The organism is Nonomuraea sp. B208, assembly GCF_057536035.1.
This window is the reverse complement of sequence record NZ_BAAJOU010000030.1, coordinates 201,931-220,080: the sequence shown is the minus strand read 5'-3', so window position 1 is coordinate 220,080 and position 18,150 is coordinate 201,931. Positions and strand designations below refer to the sequence as shown.

Below are 18,150 nucleotides of genomic sequence, written 5' to 3'. Positions count from 1 at the left end.
CTAGACCACTGGTCAGGACGCCTTGCCGACGGCCGCCATCAGCTCCGGCAGGCGGGCGAAGCCGATCCGCGCCGCGAGGCGGCGGCCGAGGACCTCGACGAGGAGCCCGTAGAAGGGGGCCGCCACGCTCACCCACAGCAGCCCGAACCCCAGCGGCACCAGGAACGGCAGCGACAGCAGCGCGATGCCGGCCATCGCCCCCATCGAGGACGCGAACGCCTGCCCGCCCTGCCCGGGTGCGGCGCTGCTGAAGGCGTTCATGCGCTCGGGCACCCCGTACGGCAGCACCACGCTGGTCACCGACCCGACCCCGAGCCCGATGCCGAGCGCGCCCCATCCGGCCAGCATCGCGGGCAGGATCGAGCCGGGATGCCCGGTGAACAGCCCGGTGGCGACCGCGATCACGGCGAGCAGCGGCGTCGCGATGAGCGCGTTGGCGAGGTGGCGGCCGGCGAGGTCGGTGCCGAGCCCGCGTTCGGAGCCGAACGTCACGGCGTTCATCCAGAGCGAGCGGCCGTCGAAGCCGAACGTGTTGCCCGACTGCAGGGCGATCATCAGCGCGCCGAAGGCGGTGATGACGATCGGCAGCGCCGGTCCGCCCGGCCCGCCCTCGCCGGCGGTGCGGCCGAGCGAGAACGACAGGATGAGCGTGACGACGACGGCGCTGAACCAGCCCACGCGGAAGCGCGGCTCGCGCCTGATGTACTTCAGCTCCTTGCCCACGACGGCGGCGAGCGGCCCGTCGGGCAGCACCCGGTCGATCCAGCCGCTGTCCTTGCGGCGCACCGACGCCGCCTGCGTGGAGACGTCCGGCGTCACCAGCGCCCGGCTCAGCGCCTTGATCCACAGCCAGCCGATGGCCAGCGTGAGCAGCGCCAGGAGCACCAGCTCGCCCAGGCCGGTCAGGCCGCCGTCGGCGATCGCGTGCGCCGCCATGCCGGGCGGGGTCCAGCGCAGGACGCCGGCCAGCCCGTTCAGCAGCGCTCCGGGGTCGCCGAACCCGCGGTTGAGCAGCAGGTTGGGCAGCTGCGCGAGCAGGACGACGAACAGGGCGGCCACGGCCAGCACGTCCCGGCCGCGCCGGGTGCGGAGCGCGCTGGACAGCGCCGTGGTGATCAGGCGCGAGGTCACCACGCAGAGCGCGAACTGCAGCAGCACGGCGGGCACGCCGAGCAGCACGCCGCCGATCCCGGCGGGCAGCGCGATGAGCGCCCCGGAGGTGACGGCGAGCATCGTGAGCGGCCACACGCCGGTGACGGACGCGGTGAACATGCCGATCGCGAGGCGGCGCGGCGGCAGCGGGAACAGCGCGAGCTTGGCGGGGTCGAGCGTGTCGTCGAGGCCGAAGGCCAGCAGCGGCACGATCATCCAGCCGAGCAGGAACAGGGCGAAGGCGACGATCACCAGGTTGACGGCGAGGTCGTGGGGCGCGAGGCGCAGCAGGCTCATCAGGAGGAAGCCGACCACGGCCGTGCCGAGCGCGACGACCGTGGTGAGCAGGAAGCCGAGCTTGCGCTGGAGGTCGCCGCGCAGGTTGCCGGCGAGCAGGCGCAGCTTCAGTCGCGCGAAGAGCGCCACCGTGCTCACGGCGTGTCCTTCCCGGGCTCATCGATGGGGGCGGGCGCGGGGGCAGACGCGGGGGCAGGCGCGGGGGCAGGCGCGGGGGCTCCGGCGGGTTCGCGGGCGCCGGAGCCGAGCCAGGACAGGGTGCCGCCGCGGCCGTGCCCGGTGCCGCCGACCAACTCCAGGAACGCGTCGTTGAGCCGCCGCCCGCCACGGACCTGCTCCAGCGGCCCCTGCGCCACGATGTGCCCCTGGTTCATCACCGACACCCAGTCGCACAGCCGCTCGACGAGGTCCATCACGTGGCTGGAGAAGATGACGGTGGAGCCGGAGGCCGTGAAGCCGCGCAGCACCTCGGTGAGCGTGTTGGCGCTGACCGGGTCGACGCCCTCGAACGGCTCGTCCAGGAACAGCACCGACGGGTTGTGCAGCAGCGCCGAGGCCAGCCCGATCTTCTTGCGCATGCCGGTGGAGTAGTCGACGACGAGCTTGTCGGCGGCCCCGGTGAGGTCCATCACGGTGAGCAGCTCCTCCGCCCGCCGCTCGACCTCGGCCTTGGGGAGCCCGCGCAGCCGGCCGGAGTAGGTCAGCAGCTCGCGCCCGGACAGCCGCTCGAACAGCCGCAGCCCCTCGGGCAGCACGCCGATGCGGGCCTTGACCTCGACGGGGTCGCGCCAGACGTGGAAGCCGTCGATCTCGGCCGTGCCGCCGTCGGGGCGGAGCAGCCCGGTGATCATGCTGAGCGTGGTGGTCTTGCCCGCTCCGTTGGGGCCGACCAGGCCCGCGAAACTGCCGGCAGGGACCACGAGGTCCACCCCTGCCACCGCGATCTGCTGCCCGTACCTCTTGAACAGGCCGTGGGTCCGTACGGCATCCGTCATGGAGCCACTCTAGGAGGAGGTACTAGCCTTGCGCGCATGAGCGCTGCCGCCGAGTCGACACCGGAGAAGCCCGACATCCACACCACCGCCGGGAAGATCGCCGACCTGGAGCGGCGGCTGGACGAGGCGGTCCACGCCGGGTCGGCGGCCGCCGTCGACAAGCAGCACGCCAAGGGCAAGATGACCGCCAGGGAGCGGGTGCTGGCGCTGCTGGACGAGGGCTCGTTCGTGGAGTTCGACGCGTTCGCCCGGCACCGCTCGACGATGTTCGGCCTGGAGCAGCGGCGGCCGTACGGCGACGGCGTGATCGCCGGGCACGGCACGGTCGACGGCCGGCAGGTCTGCGTGTTCTCCCAGGACGTGACGGTCTTCGGCGGCTCGCTCGGCGAGGTGTACGGCGAGAAGATCGTCAAGGTCCTGGACCTGGCGCTCAAGACCGGCTGCCCGATCATCGGCATCAACGAGGGCGGCGGCGCGCGCATCCAGGAGGGCGTGGTGGCGCTCGGCCTGTACGCCGAGATCTTCAAGCGCAACGTGCACGCCTCCGGCGTGATCCCGCAGATCTCGCTCATCATGGGCGCGGCGGCCGGCGGGCACGTCTACTCCCCCGCGCTGACCGACTTCGTGGTGATGGTGGACCAGACCTCGCACATGTTCATCACCGGGCCCGACGTCATCAAGACGGTGACGGGCGAGGAGGTGACGTTCGAGGAGCTCGGCGGGGCGCACGCGCACAACACGAAGTCGGGCGTGGCCCACTACCAGGCGGCCGACGAGGACGACGCGCTCGACTACGTGCGGGCGCTGCTGTCGTACCTGCCGTCCAACAACCTGGACGACCCCCCGGCCTACCCGGCCGCCGCGGACCTCGATCCCGATCCCGAGCTGGACGAGCTGATCCCCGACTCGCCCAACCAGCCGTACGACATGCACCGGGTGATCGGGCGGGTGCTGGACGACGGGGAGTTCCTGGAGGTCCACGCGCGGTTCGCGCCGAACATCGTGGTCGGCTACGGGCGGGTGGACGGCCGGCCGGTGGGCGTGGTGGCCAACCAGCCCATGCATTTCGCAGGTTGTCTGGATATCAACGCATCCGAGAAAGCGGCACGCTTTATTCGAACATGTGATGCGTTCAATATTCCTATCCTGACTTTTGTGGATGTCCCGGGTTTCCTCCCAGGCACCGATCAGGAATGGAACGGAATCATCCGCCGCGGCGCCAAGCTCCTCTACGCCTACGCCGAGGCCACCGTCCCGCTGGTCACGGTGATCACCCGCAAGGCGTACGGCGGCGCGTACGACGTCATGGGCTCCAAGCACCTCGGCGCGGACGTCAACCTCGCCTGGCCCACCGCGCAGATCGCGGTCATGGGCGCGCAGGGCGCGGTCAACATCCTCTACCGGCGCGAGCTCGCCGCCGCCGAGAACCCCGACGACCAGCGCGCCAGGCTCGTCACCGAGTATGAGGACACGCTGGCCAACCCGTACATCGCGGCCGAACGTGGCTACGTGGACGCGGTGATCCGGCCGTCCGAAACCCGCCCCCAGGTCGTCCGGGCGCTGCGCGCGCTCCGCAACAAGCGCGCCACGCTCCCGCCCAAGAAGCATGGGAACATCCCGCTGTGACCCCGCCACCGGCACCCGGACTGCGCGTCGTGCGCGGCGACGCCACGCCCGAGGAGCTCGCCGCCCTGGTGATCGCGCTGGCCACCCGGCAGGCCCCGCGGAAGCCCGCTCCGCAGGCCCCGCCGCAAAGATGGCGAAACCCAGCTAGAGGTATGCGTAAGCCTGTCCTCCCAGGGAAGTCGGCATGGCGGATGAGCGCCCTGCCCTAGATAGATCCTGGGAATCGGGTGTCAAGTTCCCCGGGAGTTGGGACTATCTAGAGAAAGTAGGCGTATATAGTCAGCCGATCAACTAACACCGCGGCCTGGAGGACGACATGGCCATCCCAGACCTCATGCCGCATCCTGTGGCAGCCAAGTACGCAGTCCTGGTGGATGTCGGTTATCTCTACGCGGCGGCCGGTGAAGTGCTGCTGGGCGCGAAGGAACGCAAGGAATATCGGGTGGCCGCGGATGAGCTCATCCAGAGTCTGCAGAAACATGCAGAGGAACGTATTTCTGGCGAACTCTTGCGGATCTATTGGTATGACGCCGCCCGTGACCGCGTGCCCACCGTCGATCAGCGGGTCATCGCCCAGCTTCCCTGGGTCAAGGTAAGGCTTGGCAACCTCAACGCCCGTGGCCAGCAGAAAGGCGTGGACGCCCAGATCAGGAGCGATCTGGAGGCGCTGGCCAGGCACCACGCGGTCACCGACACCATCCTGCTGGCCGGCGATGAGGACATGGTCCCGGCGGTGGAGGCGGCGCAGGCGTACGGCGTGCGCATCCACCTGTGGGGCGTCGAGCCTCCTTACGGCACCAACCAGGCCGAACGCCTGGTGTGGGAGTCCGACACCGTAGAAGTGATCTCCGCTGATTTCCTGAGGCCCTTTTTCAGCCGTGCTCCGCAGCCCGTGGCGGTCGCCCCGCCGGTCACGCCGTCGCCCGCCCAGGTCTTCGCCGGCCGCGCGCCGGTCAAGCCGCACGCCAAGCCCGGCCAGGTGGCCAAGCTCGGCCCGAGCCGCCCGCGCGTCGAGGACGTCGGCGAGCACGTGGCGCAGAAGTGGATCCTCACCCGTGGCCGTGACAACATCCGCGACCTGCTGCCGGGGCCGATCCTGCCGACCGTCATCGACACCGAGCTGCTGATCGAGGCCGAGAAGGAGCTCGGGCACTCGCTGCGGCCGTTCCCCGAGGCGCGGGTGTGGCTGCGCGACGGGTTCTGGGCGCGCGTCTACCGGGAGTTCGACCTGGGGGTCGGCGTCTCCTCCAAGTAGCCGGACGTCGCGGACGATCAGGTCCGAAAACCGCCGGTCGCCGCCTTCTGGCAGCGCGTACCGTCGAAGTATGTCTCCACTGGAGCTCGACTTCGACTCCTGTTACCGGGCCGTCTCCGCCAGGGACGCCCGGTTCGACGGGCGCTTCTACACGGCGGTGACGACGACGCGCATCTACTGCCGTCCGATCTGCCCTGCGCGTACGCCCGCGTCCAGGAACGTACGTTTCTACCGGCACGCGGCCTCGGCGGAGGCGGCCGGGTTCCGGCCGTGCAAGCGCTGCCGTCCCGAGCTGTCGCCCGGCGACCCCGGCTGGGACCTGCGGGGCGACCTCGTGGGCCGGGCGCTGCGGCTCATCGACGACGGCGCGGCCGACGAGCGGGGCGTCGCCGGGCTGGCCAGGCGGCTGCACATCACCGAGCGGCACCTGCACCGGCTGTTCGTGGCCGAGCTGGGGGCCGGGCCGCTGGCGGTGGCGCGGACGAAGCGGCTGCTGCTGGCCAAGCAGCTGCTGACGGAGACCGTGCTGCCGATCACGGACGTGGCGTTCGCGGCCGGGTTCGGCAGCGTGCGGCAGTTCAACGCGACGATGCGGGAGACGTACGGGTTCACGCCGAGCGAGCTGCGCGCCACGGCGGGGGGACGTCAGGTCGCCGTGCCCGACTCCGGGGCGGAGGCCGCTGGGCCCGCGCCGTTGCGGCTTCGGCTGCACCGGCGGGAGCCGTACGACGTGGACGCGGTCTTCGCGTTCCTCGCCGCGCGGGCGATCCCGGGGCTGGAGAGCGCGGACCGGACCTCGTACGCGCGGGCGGTGCCCGGCGGGACGATCACGCTCACGCCCCGGCCCGACCACGTGGCGCTCGACGTGGCGGTGGCCGACACGCGGCAGCTCGCCCGCGTCGTGGCCCGCTGCCGCCGGCTGCTCGACCTGGACGCCGACCCTGAGGCGATCTCCGAGGCGCTCGGCAGGACCTCGCTCGGTCCGCTGGTCGCGGCCCGGCCTGGGCTGCGGGTGCCGGGGACGTTCGACGGGTTCGAGCTGGCCGTGCGGGCGGTGGTGGGGCAGCAGGTCTCGGTGGCCGGGGCCCGTACGCTGCTCGGCCGCATCGTCGCCCGCGCCGCCGCGCCCGGCGGCCTCTTCCCCGCCCCCGGCCACCTGCTGGAGACCGACCTCACCGGGCTCGGCCTCACCGGCCGCCGCATCGCCACGCTCAAGGAGCTGGCCTCCCGGATCACCGCGGGCCACCTCGACCTCGACGGCGGCCAGGACCCCGCCGAGGCCGTGGCGACGCTGCTGGAGGTGCCCGGCATCGGCCCGTGGACCGCCGGCTACGTCGCGCTGCGGGCGCTGCGCGACCCCGACGCCTGGCCCGCGGGCGACCTGGTGCTCAGGAAGCGGATGGCCGCCCTGGGCATTCCCGACGACGAAACCGAGCGGTGGCGGCCCTGGCGGGCCTACGCCGCCCTGCATCTCTGGAGCTCATCATGATCGCTGCACAGCTCGTCCCGACCCCGATCGGCCCGCTCGCCCTGCTGGCCCGTGACAAGGTGCTGGTGGCGGCCGGGTTCACGGCCGACCCCGAGCAGATGTTCGCCCGGCTCGCTCCCGAGCTGCGCGCGGAGGGGCTGGAGGTGGTGGACGACCTCGGGCCGGCCGTGGAGGCGGTGCGCGCGTACCTGGCGGGCGACTTCGCCGCGCTGGACGACGTACCCGTCGAGCAGCCCGGCTCCCCCACGCGCAAGCGGCTGCACGCGGCGCTGCGCGAGGTCCCGGCCGGCACCACGGTCTCGTACGCCGAGCTGGCCGAACGCGCCGGCCTGCCGCGTACGGCGGCCCGCGTGGCCGGCTCTGCCTGCGCCCAGAACCTCATCGCCCCGTTCGTGCCGTGCCACCGGGTCCTGCCGAGCTCGGGCGGCTACGGCGGCTACTACTACGGCGTCCCGGTCAAGGAGTGGCTGCTGGCGCACGAATCAGGACGAAACGCTAACTGAGTGTGATGAGTCGAATGCATTCGGTAATGTGTTCGGCATGTCCCCCACCCAGGAGCATGAGTTCCTGCTCGAACTAGTACGGAATCGCCCATCGCTGGTGGCCACGCTGCTCACCGAGATGGGCGTGCCGGTGCCCGCGTTCGACGAGGCCCGGCTCGAAAGCCCCGACTTCACCGACTGCGTCCCGACCGAATACCGCGCGGACTCGGTCGTGGTCCTGGCCGACGGCAAGCCGCTGTCCGGCATCGTGCTGGAGGTCCAGCGGGCGTATCGCGACGAGAAGACCTGGTCGTGGCCCGTCTACCTGGCCACGCTACGGGCTCGGCTCAAATGTCCGTGCACGCTGCTCGTCTTCTGCCCGGACACGCGGGTGGCGGCCAAGTGCGGCCGTCCCATCGACATGGGCCACCCGGGATGGTCCCTCCGGCCCATCGTCCTCGGGCCGGAGCAGGTTCCGATGATCACCGACCTCGAAAGGGCCGTCGCCGAGCCGGAGCTCACCGCTCTCTCCGCGATCGTGCACGGCCCGACCGAGGAGGGTTTCAAGGTCCTGCAGACATTCCACGATGCGCATGAGCACCTGCCCGAGGAGCTCAAAAGTTATTCTGACCTCGTGCTCTCGGTGCTGCCGGAGTTCGTCGTCGCCAAGTTCAAGGAGATCTCGATGGCCATGGACATCAACTACGAGCCCCGAAGCAAGCTGGTCCGCGAGTGGGTCGACCATGGCATCACCCAGGGGATCGCGCAGGGGGAGGCCAAGGCCGTTCTGCGCATCCTCGAAGGGCGGGGCCTCGCCGTTCCCGAGGAGGCGCGGGAACGTATCCACACCTGCGAGGACCCGGAGCTCCTGCTCGCCTGGGTCGACAAGGCCCTCACCGTCACGAGCGTGGACGAGCTCTTCGAGGAGGCGGACTCTGATCACTGAGGAGCCCCGAAGCAAGCTGGTCCGCGAGTGGGTCGACCATGGCATCGCGCAGGGGGAGGCCAAGGCCGTTCTGCGCATCCTCGAAGGGCGGGGCCTCGCCGTTCCTGAGGAAGCGCGGGAACGCATCCACACCTGCGAGGACCCGGAGCTCCTGCTCGCCTGGGTCGACAAGGCCCTCACCGTCACGAGCGTGGACGAGCTCTTCGAGGAGGCGGACGACGCGGAGTGAGTGGGGCGCGGCGCCCCACTCACCGCCGTCTCGTCACTGAGGTCGGACGTTGCTCTGGATCTCGCCGACCGGGACGTCCCGGCTCGTGCCCACCTCGACGGGTGCGAACTGCACCGCCACGTCCCCCTGGACGGCGACCGGCCACACGGTGGTGACCGTGAGCGTGTACTTCTCCTGCGGCTGGTCCACCGACGAGCGCAGATAGCGCACGCCGCAGGAGAACGTGCCGCCCTTCACGTACGGCTTGCCCTGGGCGCCGCAGCCGCTCACGGTGACCTCGGCCCGGTCGTCGCCGGTGCCGGGGTCGATCTTGATCTCCTGAAGGGTGGCGACCACGGTCGCGCTCATGACCCCGGGGATCGTCGCCGTCACCGACCTGCGCGGCGCGCCGATGCCCTCCACCCACACCCAGGTCGGCAGGTTGACGTAGCTCTTGGCGTCGGGGCTCAGCCTGACCGTCGGCTCCGGCACGGTCAGCGCGGCCCGCGCGATCTCGGCCAGCTCCCGTACGGTGATCCCGGCCGGCGGCGTCTGCCCCGGCGGCACGAACACGAACGGGTCGAGCGCGCTGAAGCACGCCAGGCCCTTGGGGTCGGAGGAGTCGTACGCGGGGCCCCACCAGCGGCCGTCCTGCCCGATCCGCTCCTTGAACTGCTCCAGGAACTTCTCGAACTTCTCATCGGTCGCGTCCTTGGTGAACTTGAAGAAGAAGTCGCGCAGGCTCTCCTGCGTCTTCAACATCTCCTCGGCCCCCTGGCCGGGCTCGTACCAGCAGGGCCGCTTGAGCACGTAGCCGTCGGACTTACCGCCCTTGGCGTCACCCGAGATGACGATCTTCGAGTGGGTGAGCACGATGCCCTTCGTCCGCCCCTCGTCGATCGTCCGGCCGGGGTCCGGCCGCGGCGCCAGCCCTGCGGTGACGGCGAGCAGGCCCACGACGGCCGCGGAAAGGAGGGGGTTCATGCGGGGCACCCTTTCAGGTCGGCGCGGACGTCCCTGATCCACCACACGTCGTCGTCGCCCCGATGCAGGGCCAGGGACTGGAGGTACGGAGTGTCGAGCCAGTCGGGGCGGGGCGAGATGGCCTTCCCGGTGCGTGCCGAGACGAACCGCATGCCCGTCTCGTCCACGCACATGTCGATCACCGCACCTTTGCCCGTCCTGGAGACACGCAGGTCGTAGAGCCGGGCGACGCCGCGCACCGTCTGTTTCCTGTCGAGGAAGTACTTCACCCACTCGTACGCGGCCGGGGCGGCGGTGAGTTCAATGTCGATGTCCTGCAAGGGCCGATCGCTGCCGGCGACGATCGCCTTACGCATGGCCACCATGTAAGCGGCGCCCACCTCTGCCAGCGGGTCCCGCTTCGCGGGCCAGTCGATCTCCATCCGGAACTTGCCGCCGCCCATGGTGACGGTCTCCTTGCCCTTCCCTGCGAGGGTCCCCTCCTCGGAGGGCTCCTCGCTGGTCCCCTCCTGGGGGGTTTCCGCAGGCGCCGCCGCGCGGGCGGTGCCGCTGCCGTCCGCCGAGGGCTCGGCCCCCGGCGAGTACGGCCGCTCCGGCTGGCCGCAGCCCGCCAGAGCCAGTAAGACCAGCGCCATCGCTGCTCGTCTCATGCCGATGACTCCCTCACGACGTGGATGCGCCACGTGGGCAGCAGTTCTTCGATCAGCGCCTCGGTCTCCGGGGCGAGTGCGCCGCCGTACGGGTGCGAGGCGGCCCGCCGGGTCAGGCCCTCGACGACAGCCCGCAGCCGTACGCCGTCCTGGGTGGCGTGCGTGGCCCGCAGCAGGTCGCGCCAGAGCCCTTCGTCGTCGGCCGCGAGCAGCAGCGCCTGGCGGACCGCGGCGACCGCGGCGTCCGGCCGGTTCTGGGCGAGCCGGAGCTCGCAGAGCTGGTGGGCGGCGTCGGCCACCCCGGCGGCCACGTCGTACTCCAGGTCCTCGGCGGCCAGCCAGGCGTACCTGCCGGGCGGGCGACCGGCCAGCAGCGGGCCCCTGACCAGGCCGAGCGCCTTCTCCAGGAGGACGGGCCTGGCCATCGCGTCGCCGCGCGCGCGGCGGACCAGCTCGCGGAACAACATCCAGTCCGTACGCACCTCCGGCCCCAGCCGCAGCCGCCCGGCCTCGTCCGTGAGCAGGTGGTCGGGCCCCAGCCACTCCGCGACCCGGGCGATCGTGGCGTCCCTGACCAGGTCCTGTACGCCGCGCGGCCACAACACGCCGCCGAGCACGACGGGGTGCACCCCGCCCGGATGCGTGGCCAGGTAGACCAGCATCTCGGCGGCCAGCGCCAGCCGGCCCTCCTCCAGCGGGCGCAGCCCCCGCACCTCGACCGGGCCGAGCAGGCGGATCTCGACGGCCGGCGCGTGCAGCCCGACCAGCGGCTCCGGCTCGGGGATCGGCTCGCCCTCCATGCGTCCGGCGGTGCGGAACAGCTCGACCAGAGCCCGGTAGTGGCGGCGGGGCAGGAGCTGGGCCTCCACCTCGAAGCCCAGCTCAGCGATGCGGGCCTTGCCGTCCTCGGTGATCTCCAGGGTCCAGGTGGCGTGCGGGATGTCGCCCGCGACGACGTACCCGGCGGTGTCCCTGCGGGCCAGCAGCGCCAGCCGGCGCGCCTCCTCGTGCGTGGGCGCGACCGCCGACAGCAGGTAGTGGGCCTCGCGCGGGCTGCCGGTGACCCGGCCGGTCAGCACCTGCTCGCGCGGCGCGGCGGCGGCCTCCAGCTCGGGCAGCACCTCGGCCAGGCCGCCGACGGCCCTGATCCGGTCGGGCGCGATGGCGGTCAGCTCCTCGCCGAACCCGACGAGCGTCACCCGCATGCGGTCGGACCAGCGGTTCGTGGCCAGCTCGACGGCGATCGCGGCGAGCGCGGCCGTGGTCTGCGGGCCGCGGACGTTGATGAGGCCCTGCGCCGCCTCCAGGTCCACGAGCACCCGGCCGCCCGCGTTGGCGCCGATGGACACGAGCCCCGGGTACGGCGCGCCGCCCGGCTGGTCCTCCAGCAGCCGGCCCTCGTGGGCGGGCAGCCGCCACACCTGGCCGCCGTCCTGGGCGGTCCAGGGCGCGGGCGGGTCGGGGTCGGGCGGGTGCACCCACAGGTCGAGCGTGCGCGCGGACAGGTGGGCGGCGTACACGGTGGGCGGGGTGCGGTGCCTGGCGGCCAGCTCGGCGCCGAGCAGCCGCAGGCCGATGTCGAGGATGCGGGCGCCCGGCGCGTCGGCGCCCAGCCGGAGCGCGACCTCGGCCTCGGCGGCGTCGCCGCGCGGGCGGGCGGTGCGGCGGCCGGGCAGCCGGTTCCACAGCTGCTCGCGGCGGCGGCGGGAGAGCACGAACAGCAGCCCGGCGGCGGCCAGCGAGGCGGGGGCGAGGTAGTCCATGAGCGCGCCGGACTGGGCCTCGCGCACCACCGGCTGCTCCCGCCGCTCCTGCTCGGGGAGCCGGCGGTCCTGCTCGGGGAGGCGGTGTTTGGCCCCGCCCCTGTTCTCGGCGCGGCGCTCGACGTCCTTCTTCTGCTCGGCTTTCTCCTCCGCCCGGTCGGCGCGTTGCTCGACGGAGCGGGGAACCTCCGCGCGGCCCGGATGGTCGCGCAGGGTCTGCTCGCGCGGCTGGCCGACGGGGACGGTGTGCGTGTGGCGGGCGTCGTCCGGCATGTCGAGCACCCAGCCGGGCCTGATCAGGTCGGCCATCCGCAGCTTGGAGCCGTCGGGCTGCTCCTTGGCCTGGTTGAGCCGGTAAATCTCGTGGTAGCGGCGGCCGTCGCCGAGGCACTTCTCCGCGATCTCCCACAGGCTCTCGTGGTGGCGCCCGTGCGGCGGCTGCACCACGTACACCTTCTTGGTCTGCTGGGTGTCGAGCGTGGCCTTCTCGACGATCGGCGCCGAGTACGCCACCGCCGTCATCGGCGGCGGGGCGGGCGCCGGCGCGAGCTTCACGATCGGCGCGACCATGGCCCCGGTGGTGAACAGCAGCAGCACGGCCCCGACGAGCTTGTTGGCGAGGGCCTGGGTGCCCCCGGACATGGGCACGCGGGCGGGCATGCCGACCCTGCGGACGCCGGCGTACACCTCGACGAGCACGCACACGAACAGCTGGAACCAGGCCAGCCACACGAGCAGGACCAGCACCGCCGTGATGGTGCTCGGCCCGGCCTGGCTGAGCAGCGTCCGCACGTCGAACTGCTCGGGGTCGATCGGCGGCCCGACGTACTTGAGCAGCGCGTACGGCACCCCGCCCACGAGCGCGACCAGCAGGACCAGCGCGCCGAGCCCGGCGAGCACGTCACCGAGACCGCGCCTGGCGGGGCGGCGGGCGGGGCCGTGCCGCCCGTGGGCACGCCCGGCGGGGCGCCCGTGGGGCCGCGCTGGCTCTCGCGTCGGCATCGCCTCTCCTTTCGCCCGCTCAGCGTCGTGCCTCACGCGTTCCGCGTGCCACTGAGTGAAGTCATTCGGTCTAGCTCGCTTTATCTCGCTTGGGGCGCGGCCGTGGCCTCGCCGGTCATGTCCGATCCCGCGAAGCCGATCGCACCGAGGAAGAACGCCTGCCAGCGCACCGACACGCTCACCGTCACCTGCTCCTGCTGGACCTCGCAGCGGCCGGCGCGTACGTCGTCGCCCTGGGCCGCGACGATCTCGTCGGCCCGCCCGCACACGCGGTCCTCGCCGAGCAGCCGGGCCTCGCCGCTGGTGCGCAGCACGTCCTCGTCGATCTGGTCGGCGCCGGCCCGCGCGGCCTGCTCGGCCACGTCGGCGGCGCGCAGCCGGGCGTTGATTGCCCCGCCGCCGTCCACCAGCAGCCCCGCCAGCAGGAACGCGACCACCGAGAACAGCACGGTGAACACCGACATGGACCCCCGCTCGCTCACTCGACCCTCCTGAACTGCTCCAGGGGCACGACGGCGGTGCCGGTGAGCCGCTTGGCGCCGAACCCGGCGAAGCCGAGGTCGAGCTCGCAGGTGACGACGGCCTCCACCTGCCCGCCCTGCTCCCACGCGGAGCCGTCCAGCGACACGGCCGGCGACCCGCAGGGGCCGGTGAGCGTCGCCCGGGTGATGGCGTCGGCGGCCCCCTGGGCGTCGTCGAACGTACGCTGCACGGAGGCGGCGCGGGCGGCGTCCCTGGCCGCGCCGTTGACCCGGCCCTGCGACTCCACCAGCACCCCGGCCCCGGCCAGGAACAGCAGGAACAGCAGGAAGACCGGGGCCAGCATGACCGTCTCGACGGCCATGGACCCGCGCTCGCGATCGGCGCTCATTCGCAGTCCTCGCCCCCGTTGTCGGGACGGAAGCACTCGACGGGCCCGCCGGCGGTCGCGCTGATCGTGAACGTGAGCGACGGCAGCAGCGGGATGACCTGTACGGCGCTGCCGGTCACGGTGACGAACCGCTCGTCGGGCTCCCTCTCGGAGGTCGTGGCGGTCGCGCCGCCGAGCAGCCGCGGCCCGATCGCGCGGACGATCTCGGTGGCCTTGGCCGTGGCGGTGCCCTCCCAGCCGGCCGAGTCGATCGGCGCCGCCCTGGCCACGCGCGCCCCCTCCTGGGCGGCCGCCTCGGCGACCTGACGCGCGTGGAACCAGAGCGCCACCTGCACGATGAGCAGCGCCACCGCGAGAATGACCGGCATGAGCAGCGCCAGCTCGACCGCGCTGGCGCCACGCTCGCGGGCGCGGCGGCGCGGGCTACTGGTCGCCGCCACCGCCACCGCCGCCACCGCCGAAGCTCTGCTCGATCTGGCCCTGCTGCTGCTCCACCAGCGTCCTGATCAGCGTGGCCAGCCCGAGCGCGACGCCCGCGATGATGGCGGTGATGATCACCCACTCGACGGCGGAGGCGCCCCGGGTGGGGGCGGTCCTGGCCCGGTGGACGCGTACGGCGAGGCACGCACGGAGATAGACGATCCAGGGATGGTTCATGAGACCCCCAACATCTTCATCGCGGCGGGATAACTGAGAAAGATCACGAAACCGGCGCAGAGCAGGAGCTGGGCGACGAGCATCGACTGCGAGCGCTCACCCGCGCGTCCCTCGATCTCGGCCAGCTCCCTGCGGCGCAGGGTGGCGGCCCTGGCCGTGAGGGACGAGCGGACCTTGGCGCCGTCGTCGGCCACCAGGCCGAGCGCCGCCGACAGGTCGCGCAGCTCGTCGACGTTGATCTCCTCGCCGAGCTGGCCGAGCGCCTGCCAGGGGGTGATGCCGACGATGCGCGCGCCGCTCAGCGCGTCGCGGATGCGGCCCATCGCCCAGTTGGGCTGCTCGCCGCTGACCGTGACCGCCATCATCAGCGCCTCGGGGACGCCGCGGCCGCCGGCCAGGTTCATGGAGACGAGGTCGAGGAACGCGCCGACCACGTGACGGAAGTCGCGCCTGCGCGCCGCGGCCTCCTTGCGGATCTGCAGGTCGGGCAGGAAGAAGAAGACGACCGCGGCCAGCACCGCCACCCAGAACGGGATGGCCGGCGAGCTGCCCCACCCCATGAGCACCAGCCAGCCGAGCAGCAGCGGGAACGCCAGCAGGCCGGCGGCGCCGAGGAGCGCCTTGGTCGCGAGGAACGCCTCGAAGGAACGGCCGAGCAGCGCCAGGTCCGACCGTACGGACCTGACCTCCCAGCCGCGGGCGGCGTAGAGCGCGGCCATGCGTACGCCGAGGTTGCGGCGGAACGCGCCGACCTCCTCCTCGGGCAGCAGGAGCTGGATGCGCGGCGCGCCGGCGTCCTCGCGCACGGCGTCCAGCGCGAGCAGCCGCGCCACCAGCCCGGGGCGGGCCGGGAAGATCGCGCGTACCAGTACGAACAGGCCGAGCCCCAGCGCGGCTCCGGCCAGCGCGCCCTCAACCATCGCCGCCCCTTCCCGTCAGCAGCCGCGTCGGCTTGTCGAACCCGGCGAGCCGGCGCATCCACGCGAACCCCGCGCCGAACAGCGCGGCGACGACCACCAGGACGGCCTGGCCGAGCGGGTCGTCGTACTCCTCGACGTAGTCGCCGTTGAACAGCACGAGGAGCGCGGCGAAGCCCAGCGCGGTGATCACCACGATCTGCACGCTGCGCCGGGTCGCGCGGCGCTCGGCCTCGACGCGGCGGCGCATGTCGAGCTCCTCGCGGGCCGAGACGGCGAGCGCGCCGAGCACGTCGCGCAAACCGGGGCCGCGCAGCTTGGAGTTGAGTATGAGCGCGGCCACCACCAGGTCGGCCGAGGGGTCGTCGAGCTCGTCGGCGAACAGCGCGAGCGCCTCGGGCAGCGCCATCCTGGTGTGCAGCCGGTCGATCATGGCGCGCAGGTGCGGGCGGAGTGTCGGCGCGGCGGCCCTGATCGACGACGGGATCGCCTGCTCCAGCCCGGCCGCGCCGGCGATGGTGTCGCGCAGCGACTCGGTCCAGGCGGCGAGCCCTTCGAGGCGGCGCATGGCGGCCCGCTCCTCGGCCGCGCCGCCCGACAGCCCGCGCCAGGCGAACACCAGCAGCACGGTGCCCACCGCCGCGACCGGCCACCGGGTGATGAGCAGGACCAGCGAGGCGGCCACGGCGGCGACCGCGCCGCGCGTGGTCAGCATCCTGATCAGGTGGCGCTGCGGCTGCGGCGGGCGGGGGCGCATGCCGTACAGGGAGAGGATCAGCAGGAACAGGCCGCCGCCGGCCATGGCGCCGGCGAGCAGGGCGAACGGGTCCATGGTCAGGCCCATCGGTCACCAGCCTCCCGGGGTGTAGCCGTGCGCCATGAGCTCGTCCAGGCACGAGACGGGCGCGTGCGGCACGGCGGAGCCGTCGGGTCCCGGCGCGAACACCTCGCTCGACAGGACGCGGCCGTCGCAGCCGTTGACCTCGCGGACGCTGGAGACGTAGCGGCGCAGGGTGCCGCCGCGGTGGTAGTCGTTGCGCTTCTCGACGAAGACCACGAAGTCGATCGCGCCGGCGATGAGCATGTGGGTGGCGTCGATGGGCAGGCGTTCGCCGGCCTGGAGCGCGTACGTGGCGATGCGGTTGAAGACCTCCATGCTGGAGTTGGCGTGGATGGTCGACAGGGAGCCGTCGTTGCCCTGCGTCATCGCGTTGAGCATGGTGACGATCTCGTCGCCGAGCACCTCGCCGACGATGACGCGGCTGGGGTTCATCCGCAGGGAGCGGCGGACCAGCTCGGCCATCGAGATCTCGCCCTGGCCCTCGGAGTTGGGCAGGCGCTGCTCGAAGGCGACGACGTTGGGATGCAGCTCGGGGAACTGGTCGAGGCCCAGCTCCAGGGCGCGTTCGACGGTGATGAGGCGCTCGCCCGGCGGGATCTCGTTGGCCAGGGCGCGCAGCAGGGTGGTCTTGCCGGCGTTGGTGGACCCGGCGATCATGATGTTCTTGCGGGCGGCGACGGCCGCGCTGAGGAACCTGCCGAGGTCGGGGCCGACCGTGCCGTTGCCGACGAGGTCGCTGAGGAAGACCTTGCCGAGGCGGGCGCGGCGGATGGAGATCGCGGGCCGTACGGTGACGTCCATGACCGCGCTCAGCCGCGAGCCGTCGGGCAGGCGCAGGTCGAGCTGCGGGTTGGCGGTGTCGAACGGCCGGCTCGACAGCCCCGAGTACGCGGCCAGGATCTGGATCAGCTCGACGAGCTCCTCGTCGGACTCGGCGACCGGGTCGTGCATGGACTCCTGGCCGTCGGCGTAGCTGACGAAGACGCGGTCGCAGCCGTTGATGTCGATGTTCTCGACCTGGGCGTCGTCGAGCAGCGGCTGGAGGCGACCCACGCCGAACAGCGCGGCGTGGATGCCGGCCGCCAGCGCCTCCTCCTCCTCGACCGTGGGCGGCGTGCGGCCGGAGCCGATCTCGTTGCGCGCGTGCTCCTCCAGGACCTGCGAGATCAGCGCCCTGGCGAACTGGCGCTCGTCCTCGCCGGTCATGGCGGGCAGGCCGTTGGCCTGGTCGAGCCGGCGCTGGTGGGCCAGGCGGTCGCCGACCTCCTGGCGGAAGCGCTTGACCAGCAGGTGATCGATCATCGGTGGCTCACCAGCCTCGCCGCGAGGTCGCGGGCCGTACGGATGAGGAGGGAACGGTCGAGCCGGCCGCCCCACTGGCCGCGCAGCAGCTCGGCGCCCTTGGGGTCGTGGGCCAGGCCGTAGACGAACTGGACGCTCGGGCCGACGATCCTGCGTACGTCGTCGATGGAGGCGCGGTAGGCGCGCGGGTCGGCGATGACGACGACGCCGTGGGCCTTGGTGATCTGGAGGCGTTCGCGCAGGTGGGCGACGTGGTCGAGGGTGGCCCTGGTGAGCAGCACGACCTGCTCGGCCTCGGCCAGCAGGTCGCCGAGCTGGGGATGGGCGCCGAGCCGGCCGCAGTCGGCGATGACGTCGGCGTCGGGGATCGCGGCGAGCGCCCGGCCGAGCGGGCCCCACAGCCAGGTGAGGCCGGCGGCCTGCTCGGCGTGGGTGAGCCCGGCCAGCACGTCGAGCCCGCCGACGATCTTCTGCGTGTGCTGGTGGATCTGGGCGGGCTCCAGGCCGCGCCGGGCGGTGGCGCCCAGGGTGAGCAGGCCCCTGCCGGGGTTGAGCACCCCGCCGTCGGCGGCGGGCAGGCGGTAGGCGAGGTCGCCGCCGGCCGGGTCGCACTCGGCCAGCAGCACCGGCCGCGGCCATACGGCGGCCAGTGCCGTCGCGGCCGTGGTGACGCCCGGCGCGCCCTTGTCGGCGGCCAGCACGATCAGTCCCAC

The 18,150-nt window shown here is 72.5% G+C and carries 20 protein-coding genes; 6 read left to right on the top strand and 14 right to left on the bottom strand.

Annotated elements, in window-relative coordinates; all coding sequences use genetic code 11:
• Positions 1–12 precede the first annotated feature (12 nt).
• Positions 13–1,587, bottom strand: a complete 1,575-nt coding sequence (locus AC27IY_RS42605) for a hypothetical protein (RefSeq protein ID WP_487181502.1) — start codon at positions 1,585–1,587, stop codon at positions 13–15.
• Positions 1,584–2,444, bottom strand: a complete 861-nt coding sequence (locus AC27IY_RS42600; protein WP_487181501.1) for an ABC transporter ATP-binding protein — start codon at positions 2,442–2,444, stop codon at positions 1,584–1,586. Before AC27IY_RS42600 ends, AC27IY_RS42605 begins: the two co-directional genes overlap by 4 nt.
• 36 nt (positions 2,445–2,480) lie before the next feature.
• Between AC27IY_RS42600 and AC27IY_RS42595 the strand changes: the two genes are divergently transcribed.
• Entirely contained in the window at positions 2,481–4,070 is a 1,590-nt protein-coding gene (locus tag AC27IY_RS42595) for an acyl-CoA carboxylase subunit beta (protein ID WP_344210371.1), read from the top strand.
• Entirely contained in the window at positions 4,067–4,279 is a 213-nt protein-coding gene (locus tag AC27IY_RS42590) for an acyl-CoA carboxylase subunit epsilon (RefSeq protein WP_487181500.1), read from the top strand. Before AC27IY_RS42595 ends, AC27IY_RS42590 begins: the two co-directional genes overlap by 4 nt.
• 47 nt (positions 4,280–4,326) lie before the next feature.
• On the opposite strand, the gene AC27IY_RS42585 is transcribed toward AC27IY_RS42590, so the two are convergent.
• A complete protein-coding gene (locus AC27IY_RS42585) occupies positions 4,327–4,551 on the bottom strand; it encodes a hypothetical protein (protein WP_344210482.1) in 225 nt (74 codons plus the stop codon).
• Between AC27IY_RS42585 and AC27IY_RS42580 the strand changes: the two genes are divergently transcribed.
• From AC27IY_RS42580 to AC27IY_RS42565, 4 genes are all read left to right on the top strand, one after another.
• Complete coding sequence (locus AC27IY_RS42580; protein ID WP_344210478.1) at positions 4,477–5,325, top strand: NYN domain-containing protein; 849 nt, start codon at positions 4,477–4,479, stop codon at positions 5,323–5,325. The genes AC27IY_RS42585 and AC27IY_RS42580 overlap by 75 nt on opposite strands.
• Positions 5,326–5,395: 70 nt before the next feature.
• Complete coding sequence (locus AC27IY_RS42575; protein WP_487181499.1) at positions 5,396–6,814, top strand: AlkA N-terminal domain-containing protein; 1,419 nt, start codon at positions 5,396–5,398, stop codon at positions 6,812–6,814.
• Positions 6,811–7,317 carry a methylated-DNA--[protein]-cysteine S-methyltransferase gene (locus tag AC27IY_RS42570; protein ID WP_364450065.1) on the top strand — a complete coding sequence of 169 codons (507 nt, stop codon included), beginning with the start codon at positions 6,811–6,813 and terminating at the stop codon, positions 7,315–7,317. The genes AC27IY_RS42575 and AC27IY_RS42570 overlap by 4 nt, the downstream gene beginning before the upstream one ends.
• A 37-nt stretch (positions 7,318–7,354) precedes the next feature.
• The gene (locus AC27IY_RS42565) at positions 7,355–8,242 is read left to right on the top strand and encodes a hypothetical protein (protein WP_487181498.1); all 888 of its coding nucleotides are present in this window, start codon (positions 7,355–7,357) and stop codon (positions 8,240–8,242) included.
• Between the two features lie 262 nt (positions 8,243–8,504).
• Here the strand turns inward: AC27IY_RS42565 and AC27IY_RS42560 are convergent, their stop codons facing one another.
• The 11 genes from AC27IY_RS42560 to AC27IY_RS42510 all read right to left on the bottom strand — a co-directional run bounded on the left by AC27IY_RS42560 (position 8,505) and on the right by AC27IY_RS42510 (position 18,150).
• Positions 8,505–9,434 (bottom strand): hypothetical protein, encoded by a 930-nt coding sequence (locus tag AC27IY_RS42560; protein ID WP_487181497.1) that lies wholly within the window; start codon positions 9,432–9,434, stop codon positions 8,505–8,507.
• Positions 9,431–10,084 carry a hypothetical protein gene (locus AC27IY_RS42555; protein WP_487181496.1) on the bottom strand — a complete coding sequence of 218 codons (654 nt, stop codon included), beginning with the start codon at positions 10,082–10,084 and terminating at the stop codon, positions 9,431–9,433. Before AC27IY_RS42555 ends, AC27IY_RS42560 begins: the two co-directional genes overlap by 4 nt.
• Entirely contained in the window at positions 10,081–12,849 is a 2,769-nt protein-coding gene (locus AC27IY_RS42550) for a BTAD domain-containing putative transcriptional regulator (protein ID WP_423443390.1), read from the bottom strand. The genes AC27IY_RS42555 and AC27IY_RS42550 overlap by 4 nt, the downstream gene beginning before the upstream one ends.
• An 80-nt stretch (positions 12,850–12,929) precedes the next feature.
• On the bottom strand, positions 12,930–13,331 hold the full coding sequence (locus AC27IY_RS42545; protein ID WP_487181495.1) for an Rv3654c family TadE-like protein: 402 nt from the start codon (positions 13,329–13,331) through the stop codon (positions 12,930–12,932).
• A complete protein-coding gene (locus AC27IY_RS42540; protein WP_344210387.1) occupies positions 13,328–13,720 on the bottom strand; it encodes a TadE/TadG family type IV pilus assembly protein in 393 nt (130 codons plus the stop codon). Before AC27IY_RS42540 ends, AC27IY_RS42545 begins: the two co-directional genes overlap by 4 nt.
• Positions 13,717–14,175 carry a TadE/TadG family type IV pilus assembly protein gene (locus tag AC27IY_RS42535; RefSeq protein WP_344210389.1) on the bottom strand — a complete coding sequence of 153 codons (459 nt, stop codon included), beginning with the start codon at positions 14,173–14,175 and terminating at the stop codon, positions 13,717–13,719. Before AC27IY_RS42535 ends, AC27IY_RS42540 begins: the two co-directional genes overlap by 4 nt.
• A complete protein-coding gene (locus tag AC27IY_RS42530; RefSeq protein WP_344210391.1) occupies positions 14,144–14,377 on the bottom strand; it encodes a hypothetical protein in 234 nt (77 codons plus the stop codon). Before AC27IY_RS42530 ends, AC27IY_RS42535 begins: the two co-directional genes overlap by 32 nt.
• Positions 14,374–15,297 carry a type II secretion system F family protein gene (locus AC27IY_RS42525; RefSeq protein WP_344210394.1) on the bottom strand — a complete coding sequence of 308 codons (924 nt, stop codon included), beginning with the start codon at positions 15,295–15,297 and terminating at the stop codon, positions 14,374–14,376. The genes AC27IY_RS42530 and AC27IY_RS42525 overlap by 4 nt, the downstream gene beginning before the upstream one ends.
• Positions 15,290–16,138, bottom strand: coding sequence for a type II secretion system F family protein (locus AC27IY_RS42520; protein ID WP_487181494.1), 849 nt, complete (start codon positions 16,136–16,138; stop codon positions 15,290–15,292). The genes AC27IY_RS42525 and AC27IY_RS42520 overlap by 8 nt, the downstream gene beginning before the upstream one ends.
• A 3-nt stretch (positions 16,139–16,141) precedes the next feature.
• Positions 16,142–17,437, bottom strand: coding sequence for a TadA family conjugal transfer-associated ATPase (locus tag AC27IY_RS42515; protein WP_371250708.1), 1,296 nt, complete (start codon positions 17,435–17,437; stop codon positions 16,142–16,144).
• On the bottom strand, positions 17,434–18,150 hold the full coding sequence (locus tag AC27IY_RS42510; protein WP_364450088.1) for a CpaE/TadZ family protein: 717 nt from the start codon (positions 18,148–18,150) through the stop codon (positions 17,434–17,436). Before AC27IY_RS42510 ends, AC27IY_RS42515 begins: the two co-directional genes overlap by 4 nt.